The organism is Streptomyces sp. NPDC002680 (genome assembly GCF_042889145.1).
Classification (GTDB): Bacteria; Actinomycetota; Actinomycetes; order Streptomycetales; family Streptomycetaceae; genus Streptomyces; species Streptomyces adonidis.
The window spans coordinates 49,399-72,150 of record NZ_JBIAQP010000034.1; the positions used below are offsets into that span (position 1 = coordinate 49,399).

Sequence of the window (22,752 nt, forward strand, 5' to 3'; positions counted from 1 at the left end):
TCAGCCGCTTCCCTCTCACCCCTTTCATTCCGCTCATTCCTCATTTCCCTCACACAGGAGATCTCGCCATGCGCGCACTCAAGCGCTCCAAGTCCATCGGCCTGCTCGTCGCCACGGTCGCCGCGGCCGGGCTGGTCCCGCTCGCGGCCGGCACGGCCGACGCCGCCCCGGTCGCCGCAGCCGCGGCCACCGGTTCCTGCCCGGCCGCCGGCACGGTGACCCAGTGGTGGCACTCCGGTCACGACGGCGTCGACATCGCCAACAGCCGCGGTACGGCGATCTACGCCACCGGGGCGGGCACCGTCATCGCCTCCGGCCCCGCCAGCGGCTACGGCCAGTGGATCCGCATCAAGCACGACGACGGCACCATCACCGAGTACGGCCACATGTACGAGCGTCTCGTCTCCGTGAACCAGCGGGTGAGCGCCGGTCAGCACATCGCGCGCATGGGCTCCGAGGGCGACTCCACCGGCAACCACCTGCACCTCAGGACGTACGCTTCGGCGTCCGCCAGCCGGGGCATCAACCCTGTCGACTACCTGTCGGCGCGCGGTGTGGGTCTGCCGTGCACCCCGGGCGGCGGTGGCGAAACGCCGGGGACCAACTTCACCACCTGGGGCACATCGGTCCGAGTGCGTCAGGACGCCCGGCTGAACGCGGCGGTCGTCCGCACCCTGACCGGGCCGACACCGGTCTACGTGGAGTGCCAGAAGCACGGCGACTCGGTCACCGCCGAGGGGTACACCAACGACGCCTGGTCCTACATCCCGGCGCTCGGCGGCTACATCACCAACATCTACATCGACCACCCCGCCGCCTGGCTGCCGGGGGTCCGCGAATGCTGACCGACACCCTGAGCCGTCTCCGCATCGGTACGAGAGGTGTCGCGGCGGTCGCTCTGGCCGCCGGGCTGCTCCTCTCCCCCGGCCTCACCTCGTCCGCGAAGGCCGCCGACTCGGCGCCCTGCACCCCCGACCCGGACTACCCGGGAACGTACCGGTGCCCGATCTGGGGGTCGAACGTCAATCTGCGCTCCGCCCCCAATCAGCAGGCCCCGGTCATCGCGACGTCACCCGACGACGGCTTCCTCAGAGTGCTGTGCCAGACCCAGGGCGGCCGTTCGACCTACGGCGGCTACTGGCACACCTGGTGGGTCAAGACCCCGGCGGTGGGCATGGCCCCGTCCGCGTACATGAGCGAGATCTTCCTCGTCGGAGGCGGCGACAACGAGCCGGACACGGGTCTGCCGACCTGCTGAACGACGGCTCGCGCAACGCCGGATGCCCCTGGGACCCCAACAGGCCCAGGGGCATCCGGCGCTCGGGTTCCCATACAGGTCCTCACTCGGGTCCTCATACGACACGGGACTCGCTCCCGTCCTACCAGTAGTGCGAGCGACGCACGTCCACCTCTCCCTCTACCGATCCCGAGGACGACCATGATGACCTTGAGCCGCGCACGGGGCGCGATGCGGGCGGGCGTGCTGGCCGCCGCCCTCGCCGCGCTCGTGTGCACCACCGCGACCGCCGTATCCGTCGCCTCCGCCGAGTCCCCCTCGACGCGCGCGACGGTCCAGGCCGATGTGCCGGCCGGGGTGACGGCCGGCGTCGCCGTCTTCGACCGCCAGACCGGCACGTTCACCGAACAGCTGAACAGCGCCGGGCAGTTCAGGTCCGCGTCCGTGGTGAAGCTGCTGATCGCCCTGGACGTGCTCTGGAACCGCAGCCCCGATGCCCTCCCGGCCGCCGACCGGGCCCGGATCGACACCATGCTGCGCGGCAGCGACGACACGGCGGCGAGCACCTTCTGGGCGAACAACGGCTCGGGGGCGATCGTCGACCGGATGGTCACCCGGCTCGGTCTGACGGACACCGCCCGGCCGCCGTCGACCCACCCCGGCTACTGGGGCTACACGGCTCTCTCGGCCCGTGACACCGTGAAGATCTACCGCCACCTGCTGGACTCCGCTCCGGCGGCGACCCGCGACTACGTCCTCGGCGATCTGCGGCAGTCCACCCGCTGCGCCACCGACGGCTACGACCAGCACTTCGGCATCGCCGGCTCCTTCAACCGCCCCTGGGCCGTCAAGCAGGGCTGGTCGGGCTTCAGTTCCGGCGGCTGCACGGCACCGGGCTCGGCGGTCGCGAAGACCACTATCGCGGCGAAGGAACCGGCGGGAACGGCCGTACGGACGGCGGCGGGCGTCGACGCCGTGGACCTCTCCCGTCCCGCACTGCACACGACGGGTGTGGTGGGCCAGGGCGACCGTTCCATCGTGGCGGTCTTCACCCTGCACCCCAGCGGAACGTCCTACGGCAAGGCCTACACGGACATCGGCCGGCTGACCCGTTCCCTGGACGTCCCCGGCGCCTCCCGCCCGTCCGGCACCTGGATCGGCACCTGGGGCAGCGGGGTCCGCGTCCGCACCCAGGCGACGACGGCCTCCGGCGCGATCACGACACTGCCCGCCGGCGTCGAGGTCCTGGTCGGCTGCCAGAAGCGCGGCCAGCAGGTCAGCGAGCCGCCCTACGTCAACGACTGGTGGGCCCAACTGCCGCAGTACGGCGGCTACATGACCAACATCTATCTCAGCGTGCCGGAGAACCAGGTGCCCGGGGTGCCGGTCTGCTGACCCGCCGTCCCTGGTGCAAGACGACCCTCGAAGTCGCAAGACGACCCTCGAACAAAACGGAGAACTGTGATGAACAAGCGCGCACTTGGAACCCTGGCCGCGGTGGCGGCGTTCGCCGGAGTGCTGGGGACGGCGCCGACGGCCTCGGCCGAGCCGAACCCGGCGGGCTGCGGCAAGGGCAACTTCTGCATCTACGCGGGTGAGTACTCGACGGGCCAGCTCGTCCTGAAGTCGGGCGGCAACTGGTCGGGCAGAGTGACCGGCCGGTCCATCTTCAACAACGGCACACCGCTTCCCGGCCTCGACCACATCCAGGTCGAGTTCGAGATCGACGGCGACGCCGAATCGACCTGCCTGCACTACAACCCCGGCCCGGGCAACTACGGCCTCAACAGCTTCCACCCGCTTGTCTTTACCAAGGTGACCTGGCGCGGCGAGTGCTAGAGCGGCCCTAGGACCGGTCGAGCCGCAACCGTTCCGCGCGCGGCAGGCCGGCCACCACCAGGTCGTAGGAGTCCTCGATCAGCTCGCGCACGAGCTGATCGGGCAACTCCCCGTCGACCGTCACGGTGTTCCAGTGCCGCTTGTTCATGTGGTACCCGGGGATGATCAGCCCCGGGTGCTCGGCGCGCAGCCGGATCGCGTCCTCCGGGCCGCACTTGAGATTGACCTTCAGGGGCCGGTCGTCCACCCAGGACAGGGCGAACATCTTGCCCAGCACCTTGAAGACCGAGATCTCGGGGCTGAACGGGAAGTCCTCCACAGCGGAGTTGAAGGACAGACAGAAACCACGCAGTTCCTGCGGAGTCACGCGTCCTCCCCCTGCTTCTCGTCCTCCGGTGACTTCTCGTCCTCCGGGGACCCGGCGTGGTCGGCAGGCTCGACGAGCACCGTCACGATCTTGTTCCGCCGTCCGGCCGCCGCCTCCGCCGTGAGCCGCAGTTCGCGCCCGTCGGGCAGTTCCACGACTGCCGAGGCGCCGGCGATCGGGACGCGGCCCAGCGCCTTCGCCAGCAGCCCGCCCACCGTCTCCACGTCCTCGTCGTCGTACTCCTCAAGCCCGTACAGCTCGCCGAGGTCGGTGATGTCGAGGCGGGCCGTCACGCGGTGACGTTCGTCGCCCAGCTCCTCCACGGGCGGGAGTTCACGGTCGTACTCGTCGGTGATCTCGCCGACGATCTCCTCCAGGATGTCCTCGATGGTCACGATGCCGGCCGTGCCGCCGTACTCGTCGATGACGACGGCGACATGGTTGCGGTCGCGCTGCATCTCGCGGAGCAGATCACCGGCGTTCTTCGTGTCGGGCACGAAGGCGGCGGGCCGCATCGCGGTCGACACCAGCTCGCTCTCCGCGTCCCGGCTGATGTGCGTCTTGCGGACGAGGTCCTTCAGGTACACGATCCCGACGACGTCGTCCTCGCTCTCCCCGGTGACCGGAATGCGCGAGAACCCGGAGCGCAGCGCGAGGGTGAGGGCCTGCCGGATCGTCTTGTACCGCTCGATGACGACCAGGTCCGTACGCGGGACCATGACCTCCCGTACGAGGGTGTCGCCCAGTTCGAAGACGGAGTGCACCATGCGGCGCTCGTCGTCCTCGATGAGGGACTCGGCCTCGGCCAGGTCGACCAGCGCGCGCAGCTCCGCCTCGGAGGCGAACGGCCCGCGCCGGAAGCCCTTGCCGGGCGTGAGCGCGTTGCCGATGAGGATGAGGAGCGACGGGATCGGCCCCATGATCCGGGCGAGCGGCAACAGGACGTACGCCGCCGCCGTGGCCGTGTTGAGCGGGTGCTGACGCCCGATGGTCCGCGGCGAGACCCCCACCGCGACGTACGAGACGAGCACCATGACCCCGATGGCGACGGCGAGGGCCTGCCAGGTCTTGTCGAACTCCTTGAGGCAGGCGTACGTGACGAGCGCGGCGGCGGCCATCTCGCAGGCCACGCGCACCAGGAGCGCCACGTTGAGATAGCGGGTCGGGTCGGCGGCGATCTGCGCGAGCTTGGCGCTCCCGCGCCGGCCGCTGCGTACGGCTTCCTCCGCGCGGAAGCTGGAGACGCGCGCGAGGCCCGCCTCCGCGCAGGCGGCGAGCCAGGCGACGACGACCAGCGCTATGGCACCGGTGACGAGTTGAGGGTTCATGACACGGTCGGGGCGGGTGACGGACCGGTCATCCCCTGCTCGCCGCGCCAGCCGTCGACGATGGCGGCCTGGAGGCCGAACATCTCGGCCTTCTCGTCCGCCTCCTCGTGGTCGTACCCGAGGAGATGCAGCACCCCATGGACGGTGAGGAGTTGGAGCTCCTCGTCCATGGAGTGCTGTGTCTCGGCCTCCTTGCCCTGCTTCTCGGCGACCTCGGGACAGAGCACGATGTCACCGAGAAGCCCCTGCGGCGGCTCGTCGTCGTCCTTCGACGGCGGACGCAGTTCGTCCATCGGGAAGGACATGACGTCGGTCGGACCGGGCAGGTCCATCCACTGGATGTGGAGCTGCTCCATGGCGTCGGCGTCCACGACGATCACCGAGAGTTCGGAGAGCGGGTGGATGCGCATCCGTGCGAGCGCGTAGCGGGCGATGTCGAGGATCGCCTGCTCGTCGACCTCGGTTCCGGACTCGTTGTTGACGTCGATCGACATGGTGCTGGCTTGTCTACTTCCGCTTGTTCCGGACGCCCTTGTGGGTGCCGTTCTCCGTACCGTTCTCGCTGTCGTACTTCTCGTACGCGTCGACGATACGGCCGACCAGCTTGTGCCGGACGACATCGTGGGAGGTGAGCCGTGAGAAGTGGACGTCCTCCAGGCCTTCGAGGATCTCCTGCACCTGCCGCAGACCGGACTTGGTCCCCGTCGGAAGGTCGACCTGCGTCACATCACCCGTGATCACGATCTTCGACTCGAAGCCGAGGCGGGTGAGGAACATCTTCATCTGCTCGGCGGAGGTGTTCTGAGCCTCGTCCAGAATGATGAAAGCATCATTCAAGGTCCGCCCCCGCATGTACGCCAGCGGCGCGACCTCGATCGTCCCCGAAGCCATCAGCTTCGGAATCGAGTCGGGGTCGAGCATGTCGTGCAGCGCGTCGTACAGCGGGCGCAGATACGGGTCGATCTTGTCGTACAGCGTGCCCGGGAGGAAGCCGAGCCGCTCGCCCGCCTCCACCGCGGGGCGGGTCAGGATGATCCGGCTGACCTGCTTGGCCTGGAGCGCCTGCACGGCCTTGGCCATCGCCAGATACGTCTTGCCGGTACCGGCCGGGCCGATGCCGAAGACGATGGTGTGCTTGTCGATGGCGTCGACATAGCGCTTCTGGTTGAGGGTCTTGGCCCGGATGGTGCGGCCTCGCGAGGACAGGATGTTCTGGGTGAGGACCTCGGCCGGGGTCTCCTGGCCGTCACCCTCCCCGTTCCCGCTCGCTCTGAGCATGGCGATCGAGCGTTCCACGGCGTCCTCCGTCATCGGCTGTCCGGTGCGGAGCACCAGCATCATCTCGTCGAACAGCCGCTGGACGAGGGCGACCTCGACCGCTTCGCCAACGGCGTTGACTTCATTGCCCCGGACATGGATGTCGACCGCCGGGAAGGCCTTCTCGATCACGCGCAGGAGGGAGTCGCCGGAACCGAGGACGGTCACCATGGGGTGCGCGGCCGGGACGGTGAACTGCGCTCGTGCCTGCCCCCGCGCAGGGGGCTGAGCTGTGGGTGTCTGAGTCATGGGCCGGCTCGTAGGCCTGCACGACCTCCTCAATGAGGCTCGCTTACCACGTGGGTAGCCTTCCGCTCCCAGCCTACGACGGTGCACTGACAACGCCGTAGGGGTTTTGCTCACGGTCCGGTGTACGTGTGCGAGTGCGGGTGGGTGTGGGCGCTCACGCCGATCTGCCGAAGCCGATCGTCGGCACCGCCCGCCGCAGCGGCCAGGGGCGGGGTCTCGCGGTCCTGGGCACCAGGTCCGCCAGGAACGCGTACCGGCGCAGCGCCGCCGGGTCCTGGTGCTCGTACGACTGGATCTCGCGCCACCAGGCCCCGACCTCGGACCAGCCGGGCGCGGAGAGGGAGCCGCCGAAGTCCTGGACGGAGAGGGCGGCGGTGAGGCCGGCGAAGGCGAGGCGGTCGGCGAGCGGCCAGTCTGCGAGGGTGCCGGTGACGAAGCCCGCGACGAAGACATCGCCGGCGCCCGTCGGGTCGAGGGCCTCCACGGCGATGGCGGGCACCTCGGCCGTCTCCCCGGTCCGCCCGTCCACCGCGTACGCGCCCTCCGCACCGAGGGTGACGACGGCGAGCGGTACGTGATCGGTGAGGGCGCGGGCGGCCTTGCGGGGGCAGTCGGTGCCGGTGTAGCGCATCGCCTCCTCCGCGTTGGGCAGGAAGGCCTCGCAGTGCTCCAGGTCGGCGAGACCGGCGAGGTCCCAGCGGCCGGTGTCGTCCCAGCCGACGTCGCCGAAGATCCTGGCCCCCTTGCGGGCGGCCTCGGCGATCCAGGGGGCGCGGACGCCCGGGGTGAGGGAGGCGACGGCGGCGCGGGCGTGCGGCGGGCACTCCGGGGAGGGTTCCTCCGGGGGCGGCTCGTGGCCGTGGGAGACCATCGTGCGCTCACCCTCGTACGCCATCGAAACCGTGACCGGAGAGTGCCAGCCGGGGACCGTGCGTGACGTGGAGAGGTCGATGTGCTCGCCCTGTTCGAGGGCGTCCCAGCAGTACTCCCCGTAGTGGTCGTCCCCGAAGGCGGCGGCGAGGGAGGTTTTCAGGCCGAGCCGGGCGAGCGCGGTGGCCATGTTGGCGACCCCGCCGGGGCTGGACCCCATCCCGCGCGCCCAGGACTCGGTGCCGCGCACCGGGGCGGAGTCGAGCCCGGTGAAGATGATGTCGAGGAAGACCGTGCCTGTCAGATACACGTCCCACGGCGGATCGTCGGGGGCGCGCACAGCGGCCAGGGGATCGACCTGGGCCTGGCGGTAGGAAGATCCCTCTCCGGTGGACGCGGTGGACGCGATCACGGTGCGCTCCCTGACGACGGTGCGGATCAGGCCAGTCTGCACCACCCCACTGACAGCAGGCCGTCACTCCACTCCGGAGGGCGCTCACGAATACCCCACCTCCCCCACCCCAAACACCGAAGTGCCCCACATCACACCCACCCGACTCCCGTCCCCCACCCCCCGCTTGATACAAATTGCCCGCGCGTTCCTGTCCGTCGACGGTCGTCGCCCAACCCCGCATTGAGCCGCCACATTCACTTGTCGAGCCGTCACACTCGCTTTCGCACGCCCAGGAACGCCGTTGTTCTCCCCCCGCTCCACCATGCCCTGGCCCCTCGTCGCCCTGTTCACGGCCGGGTACCTGGCGCCGTACCTCCTGCCCACCACCGTCGGCAGACTCGACGCGTACCTCCCCCTCAGCCCCACGCAGGCCGGTGCCATCGGCAGTGCGCTGCTGCTGAGTTCGGCGGCGGCGGGCTTCCTGCTCGCCTCCCGGGTCGACCGCGTCGGCCCGCGCACTTTGGCCCGCACCGGCCTCACCCTCGCCGCCCTCGGCTACGGCACGGCCGCCCTCACCACCAACCTGTACGCCGTGATCGCGGGAGCGGTCCTCGGGGGCTTCGGCTCCGGTACGGCCACCACGGTCGCCGCCACCGGGATCGCCGGCCGCCCCGACCCGCACCGCACGACCACCCTGGGCCTGCTGAGCGTCTCCGCCCTCGCGGGCGCGGTCTATCTGACGGTCCCGCACCTCGGCCCGGGCCACGGCCTCCCCCTCGCGGCACTGGCCCTGACGGCAGCCGCCGTATGGCCACTGACGGCGACCCTCCCCGGACGCGAAGCCCGGCTCACTACGGCCGTCGTCACCACCCCGACGACCCGCGCCCCGCTCCCCCGCCTCCGGGCCGGTCTTGTCCTCGCCGCCACGATGACCTGCTGGTCCCTCGCCCAGAACTCCCTCTGGGGTGTCAGCGGCCGGATCGGACTCACCCAGGCAGGGCTCTCCGAGGCGACGGTCGGCGCGGTGTTCGCCATAGCACTCGGGGCGGGACTGCTCGGGGTCGTCGGAGCCGGGGCACTCGGCACCCGCCTGGGCCGCGCACTGCCGATCGGCGCCGGTACGGCCGTCATCGCGGCCTGCATCGTACTGAGCGCGTCCGCCACCGACCTGAGGTCCTTCGCGGCCGGCGAGATCGCCTGGAACACGCTGTACCCGATCGTGCTGTCGTACGTGATCGGTCTGGCCGCCGCCCTGGACCCGCGCGGCCGTTGGGCGGTCCTGGTCGGCTCGGCGTCCTCCCTGGGCACGGCGTGCGGCCCACTCACCGGCAGCCTGCTGTCCGCCCACGCGGGCTACCCATCGATGGGCGCGGCCCTGGCCGCCGGCCTGCTGCTGATCGCGGCCCCGATGACAGCCGTGGCGCTACGCACCCCGTCCCCGTCCCGATCCCTGAGGCTCACCACGGTGAAAACCACCGAGCAATACCGCCCGGTGGCCTGACCGCACCGGCCTGACCGGCGCGGGCGGCGCGGGCGGCGCGGGCGAAGTCGGGTGCGCGCAGCGCCCCGACAGGGGCGCGGGGAACTGCGCGACAAGCCCCCACCGGCCCGCGGACAAAGGAACCGCCTGTCCCGCGGAGCACCCTCACCGCGTGAACTCGTACGCCTCCACCTCGGCGAGATACCGCGCCCGCCGCTCCTCGTCGTCGTCCAGGAACGACGCCAGGAACGAGTTCCGCGCCAGCTCACGGAGCCGCTCCTCACCCAGGCCCAGGGCCTCCCGTACCGCCCCGAAGTTGTCGCCGACGTACCCGCCGAAGTAGGCCGGGTCGTCGGAGTTGACGGTGCACAACAGCCCCGCGTCGAGCATCGCGGGCAGCGGATGCTCGGCCAGGACATCAACGGCCCGCAGCCGCACATTGGACAGCGGACAGAGAGTCAACGGCACCCGCTCCCGCACGAGCCGCGCGACCAGCTCCGGATCCTCCATGCAGCGCAGCCCGTGGTCGACGCGCTCGACGCCCAGGACGTCGAGGGCCTCGGTGATGTACGAGGGCGGCCCCTCCTCACCGGCGTGCGCCACACGCCGCAGCCCGAGCCCGGCGGCGGCCTCGTACACCTCGCGGAACTTCACCGGCGGATGCCCGACCTCGGCGGAGTCGAGCCCGACACCGGCGATCCGGTCGAGGTAGGGACGGGCCGCGTCCAGGGTCTCCATCGCGGACTCGGCGGACTGGTCGCGCAGGAAGCACATGATCAGCCGAGTGGAGATGCCGTGTGTCGACTCGCTGTCGCGGAGCGCGAGCCAAAGCCCCTCCACGACCGTCCCCATCTCCACCCCCCGGGCGATGTGGGCCTGCGGATCGAAGAAGATCTCCGCGTGCCGTACGCCCTGTGCGGCGGCCCGCGCGAGATAGGCGTTCGCGAGGTCCCCGAAGTCCTGCTCGGTGCGCAGTACGGCCATCAGCTCGTAGTACAGGTTCAGAAAGGACTGCAGGTCCTCGAAGAGGTACGCCTTGCGCAGTTCTTCGGTGTCGGCGTACGGCAGCACGACGCCGTTGCGCGCGGCGAGCGCGAAGGCCAGCTCGGGTTCGAGGGTGCCTTCGATGTGGAGGTGCAGTTCGGCTTTGGGGATGGACATCAAGGAATCGTACGGCCGGATCACCGCCGTTTCGGAACCGGCACCCTCAGCAGGTCATGCGCGACGGTCAGCTCCCCCTCGTACCCCGCTGCCCGCGCCTGCCGCTCGAACTCGTCGGGATCGGAGTAGCGCTGGCTGAAGTGGGTGAGGACGAGATGCCGTACGCCGGCGTCGCGGGCGACGGCTCCGGCCTGACCGGCGGTCAAGTGCCCGTGGTCGGAGGCGAGTTGCTGGTCCTCGTCGAGGAAGGTCGACTCGATGACGAGCATGTCGCAGTCCGCGGCGAGCGCGTGGACGCCCTCGCACAACCGGGTGTCCATGACGAAGGCGAACCGCTGTCCGCGCCGTAGCTCGCTGACCTCGTCGAGGGTGACGGAGCCGAGGGAGCCCTCGCGCTGGAGGCGTCCGACGTCCGGCCCCTTGATGCCGTGCTCGGCGAGCAGTTCGGGCAGTATGCGGCGCCCGTCGGGCTCGACGAGGAGATAGCCGTACGACTCGACGGGGTGGGAGAGCTTGCGTGCTTCGAGCCGGTAACCGGCGGTGGTGGCGAGCACCCCGCCCTCCCCCGCGACCGGCACCTGCCCGATCTGGACGGTCTCGCGATAGGCGGTGGCGTAGCGCAGCCGGTCGAAGAACCTCTGTCCGGAGCGGGGGTAGTGCGCGGTGATCTCGTGCGGGACGCGGTCGAGGTTGATGCGCTGGATGACGCCGGCGAGCCCGAGGGAGTGGTCCCCGTGGAAGTGCGTGACGCAGATCCGGTTCAGGTCGTGGGCGGCGACCCCGGCGCGCAGCATCTGGCGCTGGGTGCCCTCGCCGGGGTCGAAGAGGAGCCCCTCGCCGTCCCAGCGGAGGAGGTAGCCGTTGTGGTTGCGGTGCCGGGTGGGTACCTGGCTGGCGGTGCCGAGGACCACCAATTCACGTCCGGACAAGACCGATTGCTCCGTTACCCCGTTACCCGGGCGGCCACTGCATGCCGCGTCCGCCGAGCAGGTGCACGTGGGCGTGGAAGACGGTCTGGCCGACGCCGCTGCCGGTGTTGAAGACGAGACGGTAGCTGTCGAGCTTCTCCTCGGCCGCGATCTCACCGGCCTCGCGCAGTATGTCGGCGGCGATGGCCGGTTCGGCGGTGGCGAGGGAGGCGGCGTCGGGGTGGTGGACCTTGGGGATCACCAGGATGTGGGTCGGCGCCTGGGGGTTGATGTCCCGGAACGCGACGGTGGTGTCCGTCTCCCGGACGATGGTCGCCGGGATGTGCCCCTCGACGATCCTGCAGAACAGACAGCTCTCGTCCGCCATGCGTGTGCCTCCTCACGCTCGCCGATCATTACGTCGGCATGGTATCGGCACCCGGTCGGCCTTTACTCGGCGTCCTCTTGATCAGCAATGGACTACTGGTTAGTCTCCCTCCGTTCAAAAGGTAATCAAAAAAACTAAAAAAACGGGGGGAAGGATGCGACCTAACAGTCGCAATCGAGCCGTGCGCAGAGCGTTGACCAGCGCCTGCGCGGCGCTCGTCCTCGCCGGCGGCTTACCTGCCATGCCGGTGCGGGCGGCGGACACGGACACAGGCAGTTCCGGCCTCACGGCCGACGACGGGGCACGGGGCAAGGACTTCTGGGAGGACGACGAGTTGCCGGCTGCCACAGCCGAGCAGCGAGCCTCCGAGCGGGCGGTCTCGTCCGGCGAGCCCGTCGAGATCGACGAGGTGACATCGTCGACGAGCAGGGTCGTCGCCAATCCGGACGGCACGTTCACCGCCGAGGCGGCGACCTCGCCCGAACGCGTCCGCAAGGACGGCGAGTGGACCGACGTCGACACCACACTCGTCACCCGCCCGGACGGCTATCTGGCGCCGCGCGCCGCCGAGGACATCCGCTTCTCCGGCGGTGGCGGCACGGACGTGCCACTGGCCCGGCTGGTGACGGCGGGCAAGGAGTACGCGGTGTCGTCCCCGTGGGCGCTGCCGAAGCCGGAGATCGACGGCTCGTCGGCGGTCTACCGCTCGGTGCTGCCCGACGTGGATCTCGCCGTGCAGGCCCACCCGGACGGGTTCACCTACCACCTGGTGGTTCACAGCCGGGAGGCCGCCACCGGCTCCGACCTGGAGAAGGTGAGTTTCCCCGTCGAGGCCAAGGGGCTGTCCGTGCGCGCGGGCGACTCGGGCACGGCCTCGTTCGTGGACGCCTCGGGGTCCGCCGTGGTCTCCAGCGGTTCCGCGCTGATGTGGGACGCGGGAACGGGCGCGAGCACGAACGCCGTTGTGGGCACGGCGAAGAAGGCCGCGTTCAGCGCCGCCTCCTCCGCCGCCGCTCCCGCCGAAACGACAGCCGACACCCTCAGCGCCGACGCGACGTCCCGTACCGCCGTCATGGACACGACGGTCACCGACGACACCCTCTCGATCGTCCCGGACCAGGACTTCCTCGCGGACGAGACCACCTCGTACCCCGTGGTCCTCGACCCGCCCGCGGTCAAGGCGACCCTGACGGGCTGGACCGCGTTGTGGTCCAACTCGCCCGGCACCAGCTTCTGGAAGACCAAGCACGCGCTGGGCGTGGGCTACGACGCGTACGTGGACAACAAGAAGTCCCGTTCGCTCTTCCAGTTCGACACCCGCAGGGTGGCCGGCAAGAAGATCCTCAACGCGACGTTCACGCCGTACGCGATCTGGTCGGCGAACTGTGTGAAGCAGGACGTCAACCTGTACCGCACCAGCCAGATCTCGTCGGGTACCACGTGGAACTCGCAGAACTCCTCGCTGAAGTGGCTCGCGAAGGTGGACACGGTCTCGGCCGCGAAGGGGCACTCCGTCGACTGCCCGGACGGGGACATCGAGTTCGACGCCACGGCGGCCGTCGCGCACACCGCGAAGGCGAAGGACACGCTCACCACGCTCGGTCTGCGGGCCGACGAGGGCGACCCGATCGCGTGGAAGCAGTTCCTGTCGCCGCTGGACCCGGACGCCACCTCCGCGCGCAAGCCCCGGCTGTCGATCACGTATGTGACGCCGCCGGACAGCAAGCCGTCGTCGGTGAAGATGTCCGACCCGAAGGTCTCCTGCTCGGCCGCCTCGGCCCCGGCCCAGATCCGGGACACCACGCCCCGGCTGACCGCGACGCCGACGTCGAGCGACGCCTCCAACGCCTCTCTGCGCCCCAACTTCGAGCTGTACAAGGGTTCCGCCACCACGGCGACCTCGCTGAAGCCGTCGACCTGGACGGACAGCGGTACGGCCGGCACGGCGGTGACGGCGGCGCTGGACGAGACCGTCACGTATAAGTACCGGGCCCGCACCGAGTACAAGTACACGTGGAAGGGCGACACCTTCTCCCTGTTCGGGCCGTGGTCGGGCTACTGCTACTTCAAGGTGGACTCCAAGGGCCCGCTGGTGCCGAAGGTCTCCTCGACCGTGTACACGGAGTGCGCGGGCACCAGCTGCGACGCCGCCGACCCGGAGCTGGGCAGTGTCGGCATGACCGCCGGCTTCAAGGTCGAGGGCGGCGCGGGCGACGTACGCCGCTACGACTGGTGGCTGAACGGCGTCAAGCTCGGCAGCAGGACGTTCACCGCCAACACGCCGACGTACGAGATCGAGGCCGCGCCCGACAAGCGGCTGACCAACACCCTGCGGGTGCAGACGTACGACGGGGCGGGCAACCCGAGCCCCCACTACGACTACCAGTTCCGGGTGGCCAAGGGCTCCGACCCGGTGGCGAGCTGGAAGCTCGACGACGGCAGCGGTACGACCGCCGCGGACTCCTCCGGCGGGAACCGGCCGCTGACGCTCGCCTCGACGACCTGGACGGACAAGGCGCGTCTCGGCGGCGGCATCAGCAGCGACGGCACGAGCGGCGCGGGGGTCACCGCGTCCTCCGTGCTCGACACCACCAACAGCTTCACCGTCGGCGGCTGGGTGCGGCTGACGGGGAAGGACCACGTCTCCACCCTGGCCTCGCAGAGCGGCACCCGGATGGGCGCCTTCCAGCTGTACTACTCGCAGTCCTACGACCGGTGGATCTTCAACCGGTACTCGACCGACAGCGACGACACGACGATCATCCGCGCGGTCTCCAAGAAGGCGCCGGTGGTGGGCGCGTGGACGCATCTGATGGGTGTGTACGACCACAACAGGAAGCAGATCCGGCTGTACGTCAACGGACAGCTCCAGGCGGCCACGGAGTTCACCACACCGTGGGCGGCGAAGGGCACCTTCGAGGTCGGCCGGATGAAGGGTCTCGGCATCTACTCCTCCTGGTTCGAGGGCGACCTCGACCAGGTCCAGGTGTGGAACCGGGTGGTCTTCGAGAACGAGCTGTGGGCGCTCGCCAACGCCGAGAGCCCGGCCACCGGGCAGACCCAGTCCGCACTGATCGCCCACTGGGTGTTCGACGAGACCTCCGGCACCACCACGGCGGACGTCACCGGCCGGGGCAACACCATGAGCCTTCGGGAGGGCGCGACCCTCGCTCCCACCGACGACCCCGCCCATGGCACCGTCCTCGCCCTCGACGCCTCGCTGATGGCGCGTGGTGTCGCGTCGGTGGAGCTGGACCAGTCCGGCAGCTACACGGTCGCGGGCTGGGTCGACATCGGCCGCGGCGAACTCGACGACACGACCGCGGCGTACTCGCCGACGGTGATCGCCCACCCGGGCGCCAAGCGGAACTCCTTCCGCCTCTGGTACCGGCAGGAGGCGGGCCAGTCCGTCGGTGACTGGAACTTCGGCCGGTACGAGACGGACGTCCTCGACGGACCCGCCGCCACGGTGGCGTCGGACGAGGTCAACGCCCCGAGCGGCTGGGTGCATGTCGTCGGCGTCTTCGACTCGGTGAACCGGTCGATCAGGCTCTACGTCTCCGGCCAGCGGCAGGGGGACGAGGACGGCGTCCTCAGCGAGGAGGGCTTCCAGTCGACCGGGACGATGGTGGCCGGCATGGCACGCCGCCACGACAACGGTGAGTGGGGCAACTACCTGCCGGGCCGGCTCGACGACCTCCGCGTCTACGCGGGCGTGCTGTCCGAGGCGGAGATCACCCAGCTCGCGACGGTGGACGAGCCGCCGGTGCCGATCGAGTAGCCGCCGCTCAGCGCGCACTTCCCTCACACGGTGTGCCGGGCCGCCGGCCCGGCACACCTCCACACACCTCTCATCCGGGAGAACCTCCACGTGTTGTCCAGGAACAGCTCACTGCTGCCCAAAAGCTGGGCATGGAGCAGAGCGAGCCGGCGCCGGCTGGCGTCCGTCGTCCTGCCCCTGTCCACGGCGGTCGTCGCCACCCTGCTGAGCGCCGCCCCGGCGCTGGCCGCCGACGAGGACCGCGACCACACCGCCCTGCCGAAGGCCGGGTACGGCAAGGCCGAGCCCTTCGACCCGAAGGTCACCGAGGTCCACGACCCGACCGTGGCCGCCGCCAGGAAGACCCTCGCCAAGGCCCGCGCCAAGGTGACGTGGCCGACCGCGTCGGCGGTGACGGTCGACCTGCCGCCGGAGAACAGCGCGAAGACGGTCAGGGCCGCCGGGCTGCCCATCGCGCTCGCCCGGCCCAGCGCCAAGGCCGCGAAGGCCGCCGAGGCCCCCGACGAGGCCCGGGTCCGTGTCCTCGACCGGAAGACCACCGACCGGCTCGGCATCGACGGCCTGGTCTTCACGGTCGCCCGCGCGGACGGCGACACGGGCGCCGCGAGCCTCGGCGCCACCGTCGACTACAGCTCCTTCGCCGACGCCTACAGCGGCAACTGGTCCTCGCGCCTGCGTCTCGTCGGCCTCCCCGCGTGCGCGCTGACCACGCCCGAGAAGGCGGAGTGCCGCAGGACCACCCCGGTCGCGTCGGAGAACGACGGCGAGACCGAGACGGTCACCGCGCAGGTCACCGTCCCGAAGGCGAACACGGCCGGCAGGGCGGCCAAGGCCGGGCCCGCCGCCATGGTCCTGGCCCTGTCCGCCGCCGCCGGCTCCGACCAGGGCACCTACGAGGCCACCCCGCTCGCGTCCTCCTCCACCTGGTCGGCGGGCGGTTCCAACGGCGACTTCACCTGGAACTACCCGCTGGAGACCCCGCCCGCCCCGGCCGGTCCGGCCCCCAGCCTGTCCATCGGCTACTCCGCGCAGAGCGTGGACGGCCGCACCTCCTCCACCAGCGCGCAGCCGTCCTGGGTCGGCGAGGGCTTCGACCTGTCGACCTCGTACATCGAGCGGGCGTACGGCAGTTGCGAGGACGACGGCCAGGACAAGAAGTACGACCAGTGCTGGAAGGAGGACAACGCCTCCCTCGTCCTCAACGGCAAGTCCACGCCCCTGGTGAACGAGGGCGGCAAGTGGCGGCCCAAGAGCGACGACGGCGAGCGGGTCATCCACGACACCGGCGCCGTCAACGGCGACGACGGTGACACGGGCGACAAGGGCGAGTTCTGGACGGTCACCTCGACCGACGGCACCCAGTACGTCTTCGGCAAGAACCGTCTGCCCGGCTGGAGTTCGGGCAAGGACGAGACCAACTCCGTGTGGACGCTCCCGGTCTTCGGCGACGACTCCGGTGAGCCCGGCTACTCCTCCGGCGACGCCTTCTCCGGCCGCGCCAAGACCCAGGCCTGGCGGTGGAACCTCGACTACGTCGTGGACCCGCACGGCAACGTCATGACGTACTGGTACGACAAGGAGCTCAACCACTACGCCAAGAACGGCACCACCGGCAACGGCACCGAGTACGTGCGCGGCGGCTGGCTCAAGCGCATCGACTACGGCCAGCGCACCGACACGGTCTTCTCCACCACCCAGCCGGCCGCGGCCCGCGTGCGGTTCACGGTCGCCGAGCGCTGCCTGCCGGTCTCGGGCGGCGAGACGTGCGGCTCGCTGACCTCGGCCAACCGCAACGCCTGGCCGGACGTCCCGTTCGACCAGATCTGCGCGGCCGACAAGCCCTGCACCGACCAGCCCAGCCCGTCGTTCTTCAGCCGCAAGCGCCTGACCGATGTGACGACGCAGGTGTACGACGGTGCCGGCAGCGCCGACACCGACTACCGCGCGGTCAACGCCTGGCACCTCGGGCAGACCTTCCCCGACCCGGGCGACGGCTCGGACGCCGGCCTGTGGCTGGACTCCATCAGGCGTACCGGCAAGGCGGGCACCGACGCGTCCCTGCCCGCGGTCACCTTCAGCGGCGTCCAGCTGCACAACCGGGTCGACAGGACCGGTGACGATGTCGCCCCCTTCATCAAGTGGCGGGTCCGCACGGTCACTTCGGAGACCGGCTCCAAGCTCACCGTCAACTACTCCAAGGAGGACTGCGTCGCCGGCACGGACGTCCCGTCCGCGCTCGACACCAACACCCGCCGCTGCTACCCGGTCAAGTGGATCCCGCCGTCCAACCCGACGCCGGGCACGGACCCCAAGCCGCGCACCGACTTCTTCCACAAGTACGTCGTCACCCAGGTCACCGAGTCCGACCCGTACGGCGGCGCCCCGCTGAAGCAGACCGACTACACCTACAGCGGCGGCGGCGCGTGGGCGTACGACGACGAGTCGCCCATCACCCAGGCCAAGTACCGCACCTGGGGCATCTGGCGCGGCTACCAGAAGGTCACCACGACCACCGGTGAGCCCTCCGGCACCCGCTCGAAGTCGACCTCCCTCTACTACCGGGGCATGGACGGCGACAAGCAGTCCGGCGACACCCCCCGCAAGGAGACGGTCACCGACTCCCAGGGCGTCGCGAAGACGGACTCCGAGCAGTTCGCGGGACAGGTCCGGGAACAGATCACGTACAACGGCGTGGACGGCGCCGAGACCAGCGGCACCGTCAACACCCCCTGGTCCCGTACGACCGCCACGGACAAGCACTCGTACGGCACGGTCAACGCGTACCTGGTCCGCACCGCCTCCTCGGTCACCCGCACCGCGGTCACCGGCGGCACCGCGCTGACGACGACCAAGTCGACGACGTACGACCCGACGAGCGGTCTGCCGCTGAAGGAGGAGACGGACGCGGCGGGCGAGAAGGACTGTGTCGTCACCGAGTACGCCGTCAACGAGTCGGCCTGGATCCGGTCGCTGCCCAAGCGCGCGGAGAAGGTCTCCACCGGGTGCGATGCCACGCCGAAGAGGACGGGCGACCCGAAGACCACCGACGTGATCGCGGACCTGCGGACCTCCTACGACGACCAGGCGTACGGGAAGGCGCCGACGAAGGGCGACGCGACCCGGCAGGAGCGGGTCACCGGCTACAACGCCGACGGCACCGCCGTGCTCCAGACGGTCAGCACCGGCAAGTACGACGCGCTGGGCCGCCTCGTCGACAGCTGGGACACCAAGGGCACCCGGACCAAACACGCCGAGTACACCCCGGCCGCCGGCGGTCCGCTGACCAGGCTGACCGAGACCAACGCCCTCGACCACACCACCAGCACCGACTTCGCGCCCGACTGGGGTGTGCGGACCGCCACGACCGACCCGAACGGCAACCGCACGGAACTCGCGTACGACAGCTTCGGCCGCCTCACCGACGTATGGCTCGCCGACCGTGACCGCGGTTCCGGGCAGACGCCCACGCACAAGTTCGAGTACAAGATCCAGAACACCGACGCGTCCTGGGTCGCCACCAAGTCGCTGAACAACGACGGCACCTCGTACCGCACCGAGTACGCCATCTACGACGGCCTGCTGCGGCTGCGCCAGACCCAGTCGCCGGCCGCGTCCGGCACGGGCCGGACCATCACCGAGACCAAGTACGACACGCGCGGCCTGACCGTGTCGACCTCGGCCGACTACATCGACACCACCGCGCCCTCGGGCAAGCTCGCCAATCTGCTGACGGCCGCCCCGGCCGGCACGGAGACGGTGTACGACGGTGCCGGACGGCCGGTGATCGAGAAGGTCCTCACCAACGAGAAGGAGTTCTCCCGCACCACCCACACCTACAACGGCGACACCACCACCGTCGAGCCGCCGACCGGAGCGCCCGCCGTGCGCGAGAAGGTCGACGCCCGGGGCCGGCTGGTCGAGAAGCTGGAGTACGACGGCAACAGGGCGACCGGTTCCGCCAGCCGCCTCACCTACGGCTACGACCACGCCGACCGGCTCACCTCCGTCAAGGACGACGACGGCAACACCTGGTCGTACGGCTTCGACTTCCTGGGCCGGCAGACCGAGGTCACCGACCCCGACTCGGGCGCCGGTTCCTCCGAGTACAACGACCTCGACCAGGTCGTCGCGACCACCGACGCCCGGCAGCAGACCATCGGCCTCACCTACGACCTGCTCGGCCGGACCACCGGCAAGCTCGACGGCAAGGTGCCGGTGGTGAACGGCGCTCCCGCGCCCGAGGACGCCAAGTACCTCGCGCGCTGGACGTACGACTCCATCGCGAAGGGACAGCTCACCTCGGCCATCCGCTACGTCGGCGGAAAGGCGGGCAGCGTCTACGCGACCACCAACGCCAAGTACGACAAGATCTACCGGGTCCTGAACGAGCAGTACACGGTCAGCAAGACCGAAGGGGCCCTGGCCGGCACCAACGGCACCTGGACCATCACCAACGCCTTCAACCTCGACGGCACCCTGCAGAAGCGCACCATCCCCGCGATGGGCGGCCTCGGCCAGGAGGTCCTGGAGTACGGCTACACCGAGCAGCGGATGCCGGACACCCTCAAGGGCCTCACCGGCATCGTCCAGAACACGGACTACCTGCCGGCCGGCGAGCAGATCCGCACCACGCTGGGGGTCTCCTCGACGGCGGACTGGACGGAGATCAACAGGTCCTACGAGACCGGCACCAAGCGGCTGGCCCGCCAGAACGTGGTGTCCGAGACCCATACCGGCACCGACGCGGACGCGTACTACCGCTACGACCCCGCCGGCAACCCGGTCGAGATCGAGGACAGGGCCACCAGCCCGACGGACCGTCAGTGCTTCACCTATGACGGCCACCGCCGGCTGAAGTCCGCCTGGACGACCACGGCGGACTGCGCCACCGTGCCCGCCACGGCCAACGTGGGCGGTCCCGGCAAGTACTGGCAGTCGTTCACCTACGACAGCGCCGGCAACCGCAAGACGTCCACCGACCATCTGTCCGGCGAGACCACCTCGTACGTCTACAAGACGGCCGACCAGACCCGCCCGCACGCCCTGGCCTCCACCGAGACCAAGAAGGACGGCACGGTCACCGCGGCCACCGGCTACACCTACGACAAGGCGGGCAACACCGACCTCAGGACCGTCGGCGGCAAGACCCAGGATCTCGCCTTCAACTCCGAGGGCAGCCTGGAGAAGGTCACCGAGGCGGACAAGTCGACCACGGAGTACCTCAACGACGCCGATGGCAAGCGGCTCATCCGCCGCGACTCCGGCGGCACCACTCTCTACCTGGGCGAGACCGAACTACGGCTCGACAAGGCGACCGGTGCGGTCCGGGCGACCCGTTACTACGGCCATGGCGGCGAGACCGTCGCCGTGCGGACGACCACGGGGCTGACCTGGATCGCCGGTGACCACAACGGCACGGCGAACATCCAGATCGACGCGGCCACCCAGAACGTCACCCGGCGCCAGATGAAGCCGTTCGGCGAGGACCGGGGCACGGGCGCGACCGCCTGGGTCGGCGAACGCGGCTTCGTCGACGGCATCGAGGACCCGACGGGACTCACCCATCTCGGCGCCCGCGAGTACGACCCGTCCACCGGACGGTTCGTCAGCGTCGACCCGGTCGCGGACCTCAAGGACCCGCAGCAGATCAACGGGTACGCCTACAGCAACAACAACCCGGTGACCTTCGCGGACCCGGACGGCAAGTTCTTCTTCGCCCTCATCGCGCTCTTCGTCGCGATCGTCAGACTCGTCGTCGCGTACTACAACTACGTCTCCAACAAGTCCTCCGGTTCCAGCAGTTCTGGCGGCATGTCCACCATGGGCACCGGCAGCTACGGGAGCGGCTCCTCCAGTACGGGCACCGACTGCTCGGCCACGTATCCGGCGTACAAACCGGGCTGCAACACCAACGTGGAACCCGAGGACCCACGGGCGGAGGGGTCCTTCAAGGACTCCGCGGCCGGCTTCGGCCACAACCTGCTCGCGGGCTGGGAGGCCCTGGCCGAACTCACCCCGAGCTGCTGGTTCCAGGACTGCGGCGCCCCCACCGACGCGTACGACGACTTCGTCGAGGGCAAGGGCGTCGACAAGGACTCCCAGGCATACGACACCGGCGACGACGTGGCCGAGGTGGCGGGCCTGTTCAGCCTTCCCGGTCTGCTCAAGTCGCTGTCCAAGAAGCTGCTGAAGGACACGAGCAAGAAGACCGCGAAGGACGCGGACATCCCGAAACCCGGCTGCAAGTGCTTCCTCGCCGGCACGGACGTCCAGATGGCCGACGGTTCCACCAAGGACATCGAGGACATCGAGCTCGGCGACGAGGTCCTGGCGACCGATCCGAAGACGGGCGAGACCGGCGCCCGCAAGGTCGTCCGCCTCATCGTCACCGAGAGCGACAAGCACTTCAACGAGCTGTCCATCGCCACCGAGAACGGCGTCGAGAAACTGACGGCGACCCACGAGCACCCCTTCTGGTCACCGTCCGAGAGGGACTGGATCGCCGCGGGCGACCTCGCGCCGGGCATGACGCTGCGTACGGACGAGGGCGACACCGTCGTCGTCACAGGCAACCACGCGTACGCGGACCACGCCCGCACGTACAACCTCACGGTCGATGACCTGCACACGTACTACGTGCTCGCCGGTACAGTGCCCGTGCTGGTGCACAACGCGGGATTGTGCCCCGAGGAAATCGACAACGTCTTCAACAACCCCAGCAGCAGGTCCTCGCAGGAGCAGTTCGAATTCCACTGGGACAAGCACGCGAAGGCACGCGGTTTCACGCGCGAGCAGTATCTCCAGGACGCGAAGGACTGGGCGACGGGTCTTGCGCAGCCAGGAGGGAAGAGAGGGCTCAACGGCAGCTTGGAGACGCTGACCGACGGGTCGCGCGGATTCAAATACGTGGACCCTCAGACGGGTAAGGGCGGGATCATCGGCCCCGACGGCAAGCCCGTGACCTTCTGGTATGGCCCCGACCAATGAAGCGATAGGAGGAGATGAAATGAGAGGAGGAGTCGAGTCGATGTCGGATTTCATGGAGGACTACGCTCTCTGGCGGAGCTTGCCGTTCCCCGGTCTGCGCCGCGGTCAGAATCTGTTGCGCGCGGGCGAGAACCTGGCACTCATTCATGGCGACCTGGCAGCCGCCGACGAACATGTGACCCAGGTGATCCTTTTTGTCGACCGGGGGGTGTTCGAGCCGTCCCGGGCGGACGTCATGGGTTCGCTCGAAGGGATCATCTCTCGCCTGGAAAGATTCACCGAGGGCATGACCGCGGAAGAGCGCGAAGCTGTCGAGGACCATTGTCGGTATGCGGTTCTGCTGCATCGGATCTATGGTGAATTCCTCCGCGTAGGAGCCACGCAGCCGGGCACCTGACCCGTAGCGAACAACGATGAGCCGCCCACAGCGTGTGGGCGGCTCATTC

General features: G+C 69.6%; 16 protein-coding genes. 8 read left to right on the top strand and 8 right to left on the bottom strand.

The window, feature by feature from the left end; translation table 11 throughout:
• Positions 1-68 precede the first annotated feature (68 nt).
• The 4 genes from ACFYXF_RS50355 to ACFYXF_RS50370 all read left to right on the top strand — a co-directional run bounded on the left by ACFYXF_RS50355 (position 69) and on the right by ACFYXF_RS50370 (position 3,076).
• On the top strand, positions 69-845 hold the full coding sequence (locus ACFYXF_RS50355) for a M23 family metallopeptidase (protein ID WP_389360871.1): 777 nt from the start codon (positions 69-71) through the stop codon (positions 843-845).
• Positions 839-1,258 (top strand): hypothetical protein, encoded by a 420-nt coding sequence (locus ACFYXF_RS50360; RefSeq protein WP_389360873.1) that lies wholly within the window; start codon positions 839-841, stop codon positions 1,256-1,258. The genes ACFYXF_RS50355 and ACFYXF_RS50360 overlap by 7 nt, the downstream gene beginning before the upstream one ends.
• A 183-nt stretch (positions 1,259-1,441) precedes the next feature.
• Positions 1,442-2,632 carry a hypothetical protein gene (locus ACFYXF_RS50365; protein ID WP_389360920.1) on the top strand — a complete coding sequence of 397 codons (1,191 nt, stop codon included), beginning with the start codon at positions 1,442-1,444 and terminating at the stop codon, positions 2,630-2,632.
• 69 nt (positions 2,633-2,701) lie between these two features.
• Positions 2,702-3,076 (top strand): hypothetical protein, encoded by a 375-nt coding sequence (locus tag ACFYXF_RS50370; RefSeq protein WP_389360875.1) that lies wholly within the window; start codon positions 2,702-2,704, stop codon positions 3,074-3,076.
• A 7-nt stretch (positions 3,077-3,083) separates the two neighbouring features.
• Here ACFYXF_RS50370 and ACFYXF_RS50375 read toward each other — a convergent pair whose 3' ends face one another.
• The 5 genes from ACFYXF_RS50375 to ACFYXF_RS50395 all read right to left on the bottom strand — a co-directional run bounded on the left by ACFYXF_RS50375 (position 3,084) and on the right by ACFYXF_RS50395 (position 7,619).
• Complete coding sequence (locus ACFYXF_RS50375; RefSeq protein WP_389360877.1) at positions 3,084-3,443, bottom strand: MmcQ/YjbR family DNA-binding protein; 360 nt, start codon at positions 3,441-3,443, stop codon at positions 3,084-3,086.
• Positions 3,440-4,771: a hemolysin family protein gene (locus ACFYXF_RS50380; protein ID WP_389360879.1), complete on the bottom strand. Its 1,332-nt coding sequence runs from the start codon at positions 4,769-4,771 to the stop codon at positions 3,440-3,442. Before ACFYXF_RS50380 ends, ACFYXF_RS50375 begins: the two co-directional genes overlap by 4 nt.
• A complete protein-coding gene (ybeY, locus tag ACFYXF_RS50385) occupies positions 4,768-5,265 on the bottom strand; it encodes an rRNA maturation RNase YbeY (RefSeq protein ID WP_389360881.1) in 498 nt (165 codons plus the stop codon). The genes ACFYXF_RS50380 and ybeY overlap by 4 nt, the downstream gene beginning before the upstream one ends.
• Positions 5,266-5,278: 13 nt before the next feature.
• Positions 5,279-6,337: a PhoH family protein gene (locus ACFYXF_RS50390; RefSeq protein WP_389360883.1), complete on the bottom strand. Its 1,059-nt coding sequence runs from the start codon at positions 6,335-6,337 to the stop codon at positions 5,279-5,281.
• A gap of 154 nt (positions 6,338-6,491) precedes the next feature.
• The gene (locus ACFYXF_RS50395; protein ID WP_389360922.1) at positions 6,492-7,619 is read right to left on the bottom strand and encodes a carbohydrate kinase family protein; all 1,128 of its coding nucleotides are present in this window, start codon (positions 7,617-7,619) and stop codon (positions 6,492-6,494) included.
• 283 nt (positions 7,620-7,902) lie between these two features.
• On the opposite strand from ACFYXF_RS50395, the gene ACFYXF_RS50400 reads away from it, so the two are divergent.
• Positions 7,903-9,102, top strand: coding sequence for an MFS transporter (locus ACFYXF_RS50400; protein WP_389360885.1), 1,200 nt, complete (start codon positions 7,903-7,905; stop codon positions 9,100-9,102).
• Positions 9,103-9,246: 144 nt separating this feature from the next.
• On the opposite strand, the gene ACFYXF_RS50405 is transcribed toward ACFYXF_RS50400, so the two are convergent.
• The 3 genes from ACFYXF_RS50405 to ACFYXF_RS50415 are packed head-to-tail and all read right to left on the bottom strand — an operon-like array spanning position 9,247 to position 11,538.
• On the bottom strand, positions 9,247-10,242 hold the full coding sequence (locus ACFYXF_RS50405) for an adenosine deaminase (RefSeq protein ID WP_389360887.1): 996 nt from the start codon (positions 10,240-10,242) through the stop codon (positions 9,247-9,249).
• Positions 10,243-10,262: 20 nt separating this feature from the next.
• A complete protein-coding gene (locus ACFYXF_RS50410) occupies positions 10,263-11,171 on the bottom strand; it encodes a ribonuclease Z (protein ID WP_389360889.1) in 909 nt (302 codons plus the stop codon).
• 22 nt (positions 11,172-11,193) lie between these two features.
• Complete coding sequence (locus ACFYXF_RS50415) at positions 11,194-11,538, bottom strand: histidine triad nucleotide-binding protein (protein WP_389360891.1); 345 nt, start codon at positions 11,536-11,538, stop codon at positions 11,194-11,196.
• Between the two features lie 181 nt (positions 11,539-11,719).
• Here ACFYXF_RS50415 and ACFYXF_RS50420 point away from each other — a divergent pair, with 181 nt between their 5' ends.
• The 3 genes from ACFYXF_RS50420 to ACFYXF_RS50430 all read left to right on the top strand — a co-directional run bounded on the left by ACFYXF_RS50420 (position 11,720) and on the right by ACFYXF_RS50430 (position 22,703).
• A complete protein-coding gene (locus ACFYXF_RS50420; RefSeq protein ID WP_389360893.1) occupies positions 11,720-15,319 on the top strand; it encodes a LamG-like jellyroll fold domain-containing protein in 3,600 nt (1,199 codons plus the stop codon).
• 90 nt (positions 15,320-15,409) lie between these two features.
• A complete protein-coding gene (locus ACFYXF_RS50425; protein WP_389360896.1) occupies positions 15,410-22,306 on the top strand; it encodes a polymorphic toxin-type HINT domain-containing protein in 6,897 nt (2,298 codons plus the stop codon).
• A gap of 40 nt (positions 22,307-22,346) precedes the next feature.
• Positions 22,347-22,703, top strand: a complete 357-nt coding sequence (locus tag ACFYXF_RS50430) for a hypothetical protein (RefSeq protein ID WP_389360898.1) — start codon at positions 22,347-22,349, stop codon at positions 22,701-22,703.
• Positions 22,704-22,752 lie beyond the last annotated feature (49 nt).

Bases quoted from the DNA above. Each gene is read 5' to 3' on its own strand.
- ACFYXF_RS50355 (WP_389360871.1), top strand. From the start codon at position 69: ATGCGCGCACTCAAGCGCTCCAAGTCCATCGGCCTGCTCGTCGCCACG.
- ACFYXF_RS50360 (WP_389360873.1), top strand. From the start codon at position 839: ATGCTGACCGACACCCTGAGCCGTCTCCGCATCGGTACGAGAGGTGTC.
- ACFYXF_RS50365 (WP_389360920.1), top strand. From the start codon at position 1,442: ATGACCTTGAGCCGCGCACGGGGCGCGATGCGGGCGGGCGTGCTGGCC.
- ACFYXF_RS50370 (WP_389360875.1), top strand. From the start codon at position 2,702: ATGAACAAGCGCGCACTTGGAACCCTGGCCGCGGTGGCGGCGTTCGCC.
- ACFYXF_RS50380 (WP_389360879.1), bottom strand. From the start codon at position 4,771: ATGAACCCTCAACTCGTCACCGGTGCCATAGCGCTGGTCGTCGTCGCC.
- ybeY (WP_389360881.1), bottom strand. From the start codon at position 5,265: ATGTCGATCGACGTCAACAACGAGTCCGGAACCGAGGTCGACGAGCAG.
- ACFYXF_RS50390 (WP_389360883.1), bottom strand. From the start codon at position 6,337: ATGACTCAGACACCCACAGCTCAGCCCCCTGCGCGGGGGCAGGCACGA.
- ACFYXF_RS50405 (WP_389360887.1), bottom strand. From the start codon at position 10,242: ATGTCCATCCCCAAAGCCGAACTGCACCTCCACATCGAAGGCACCCTC.
- ACFYXF_RS50415 (WP_389360891.1), bottom strand. From the start codon at position 11,538: ATGGCGGACGAGAGCTGTCTGTTCTGCAGGATCGTCGAGGGGCACATC.
- ACFYXF_RS50430 (WP_389360898.1), top strand. From the start codon at position 22,347: ATGTCGGATTTCATGGAGGACTACGCTCTCTGGCGGAGCTTGCCGTTC.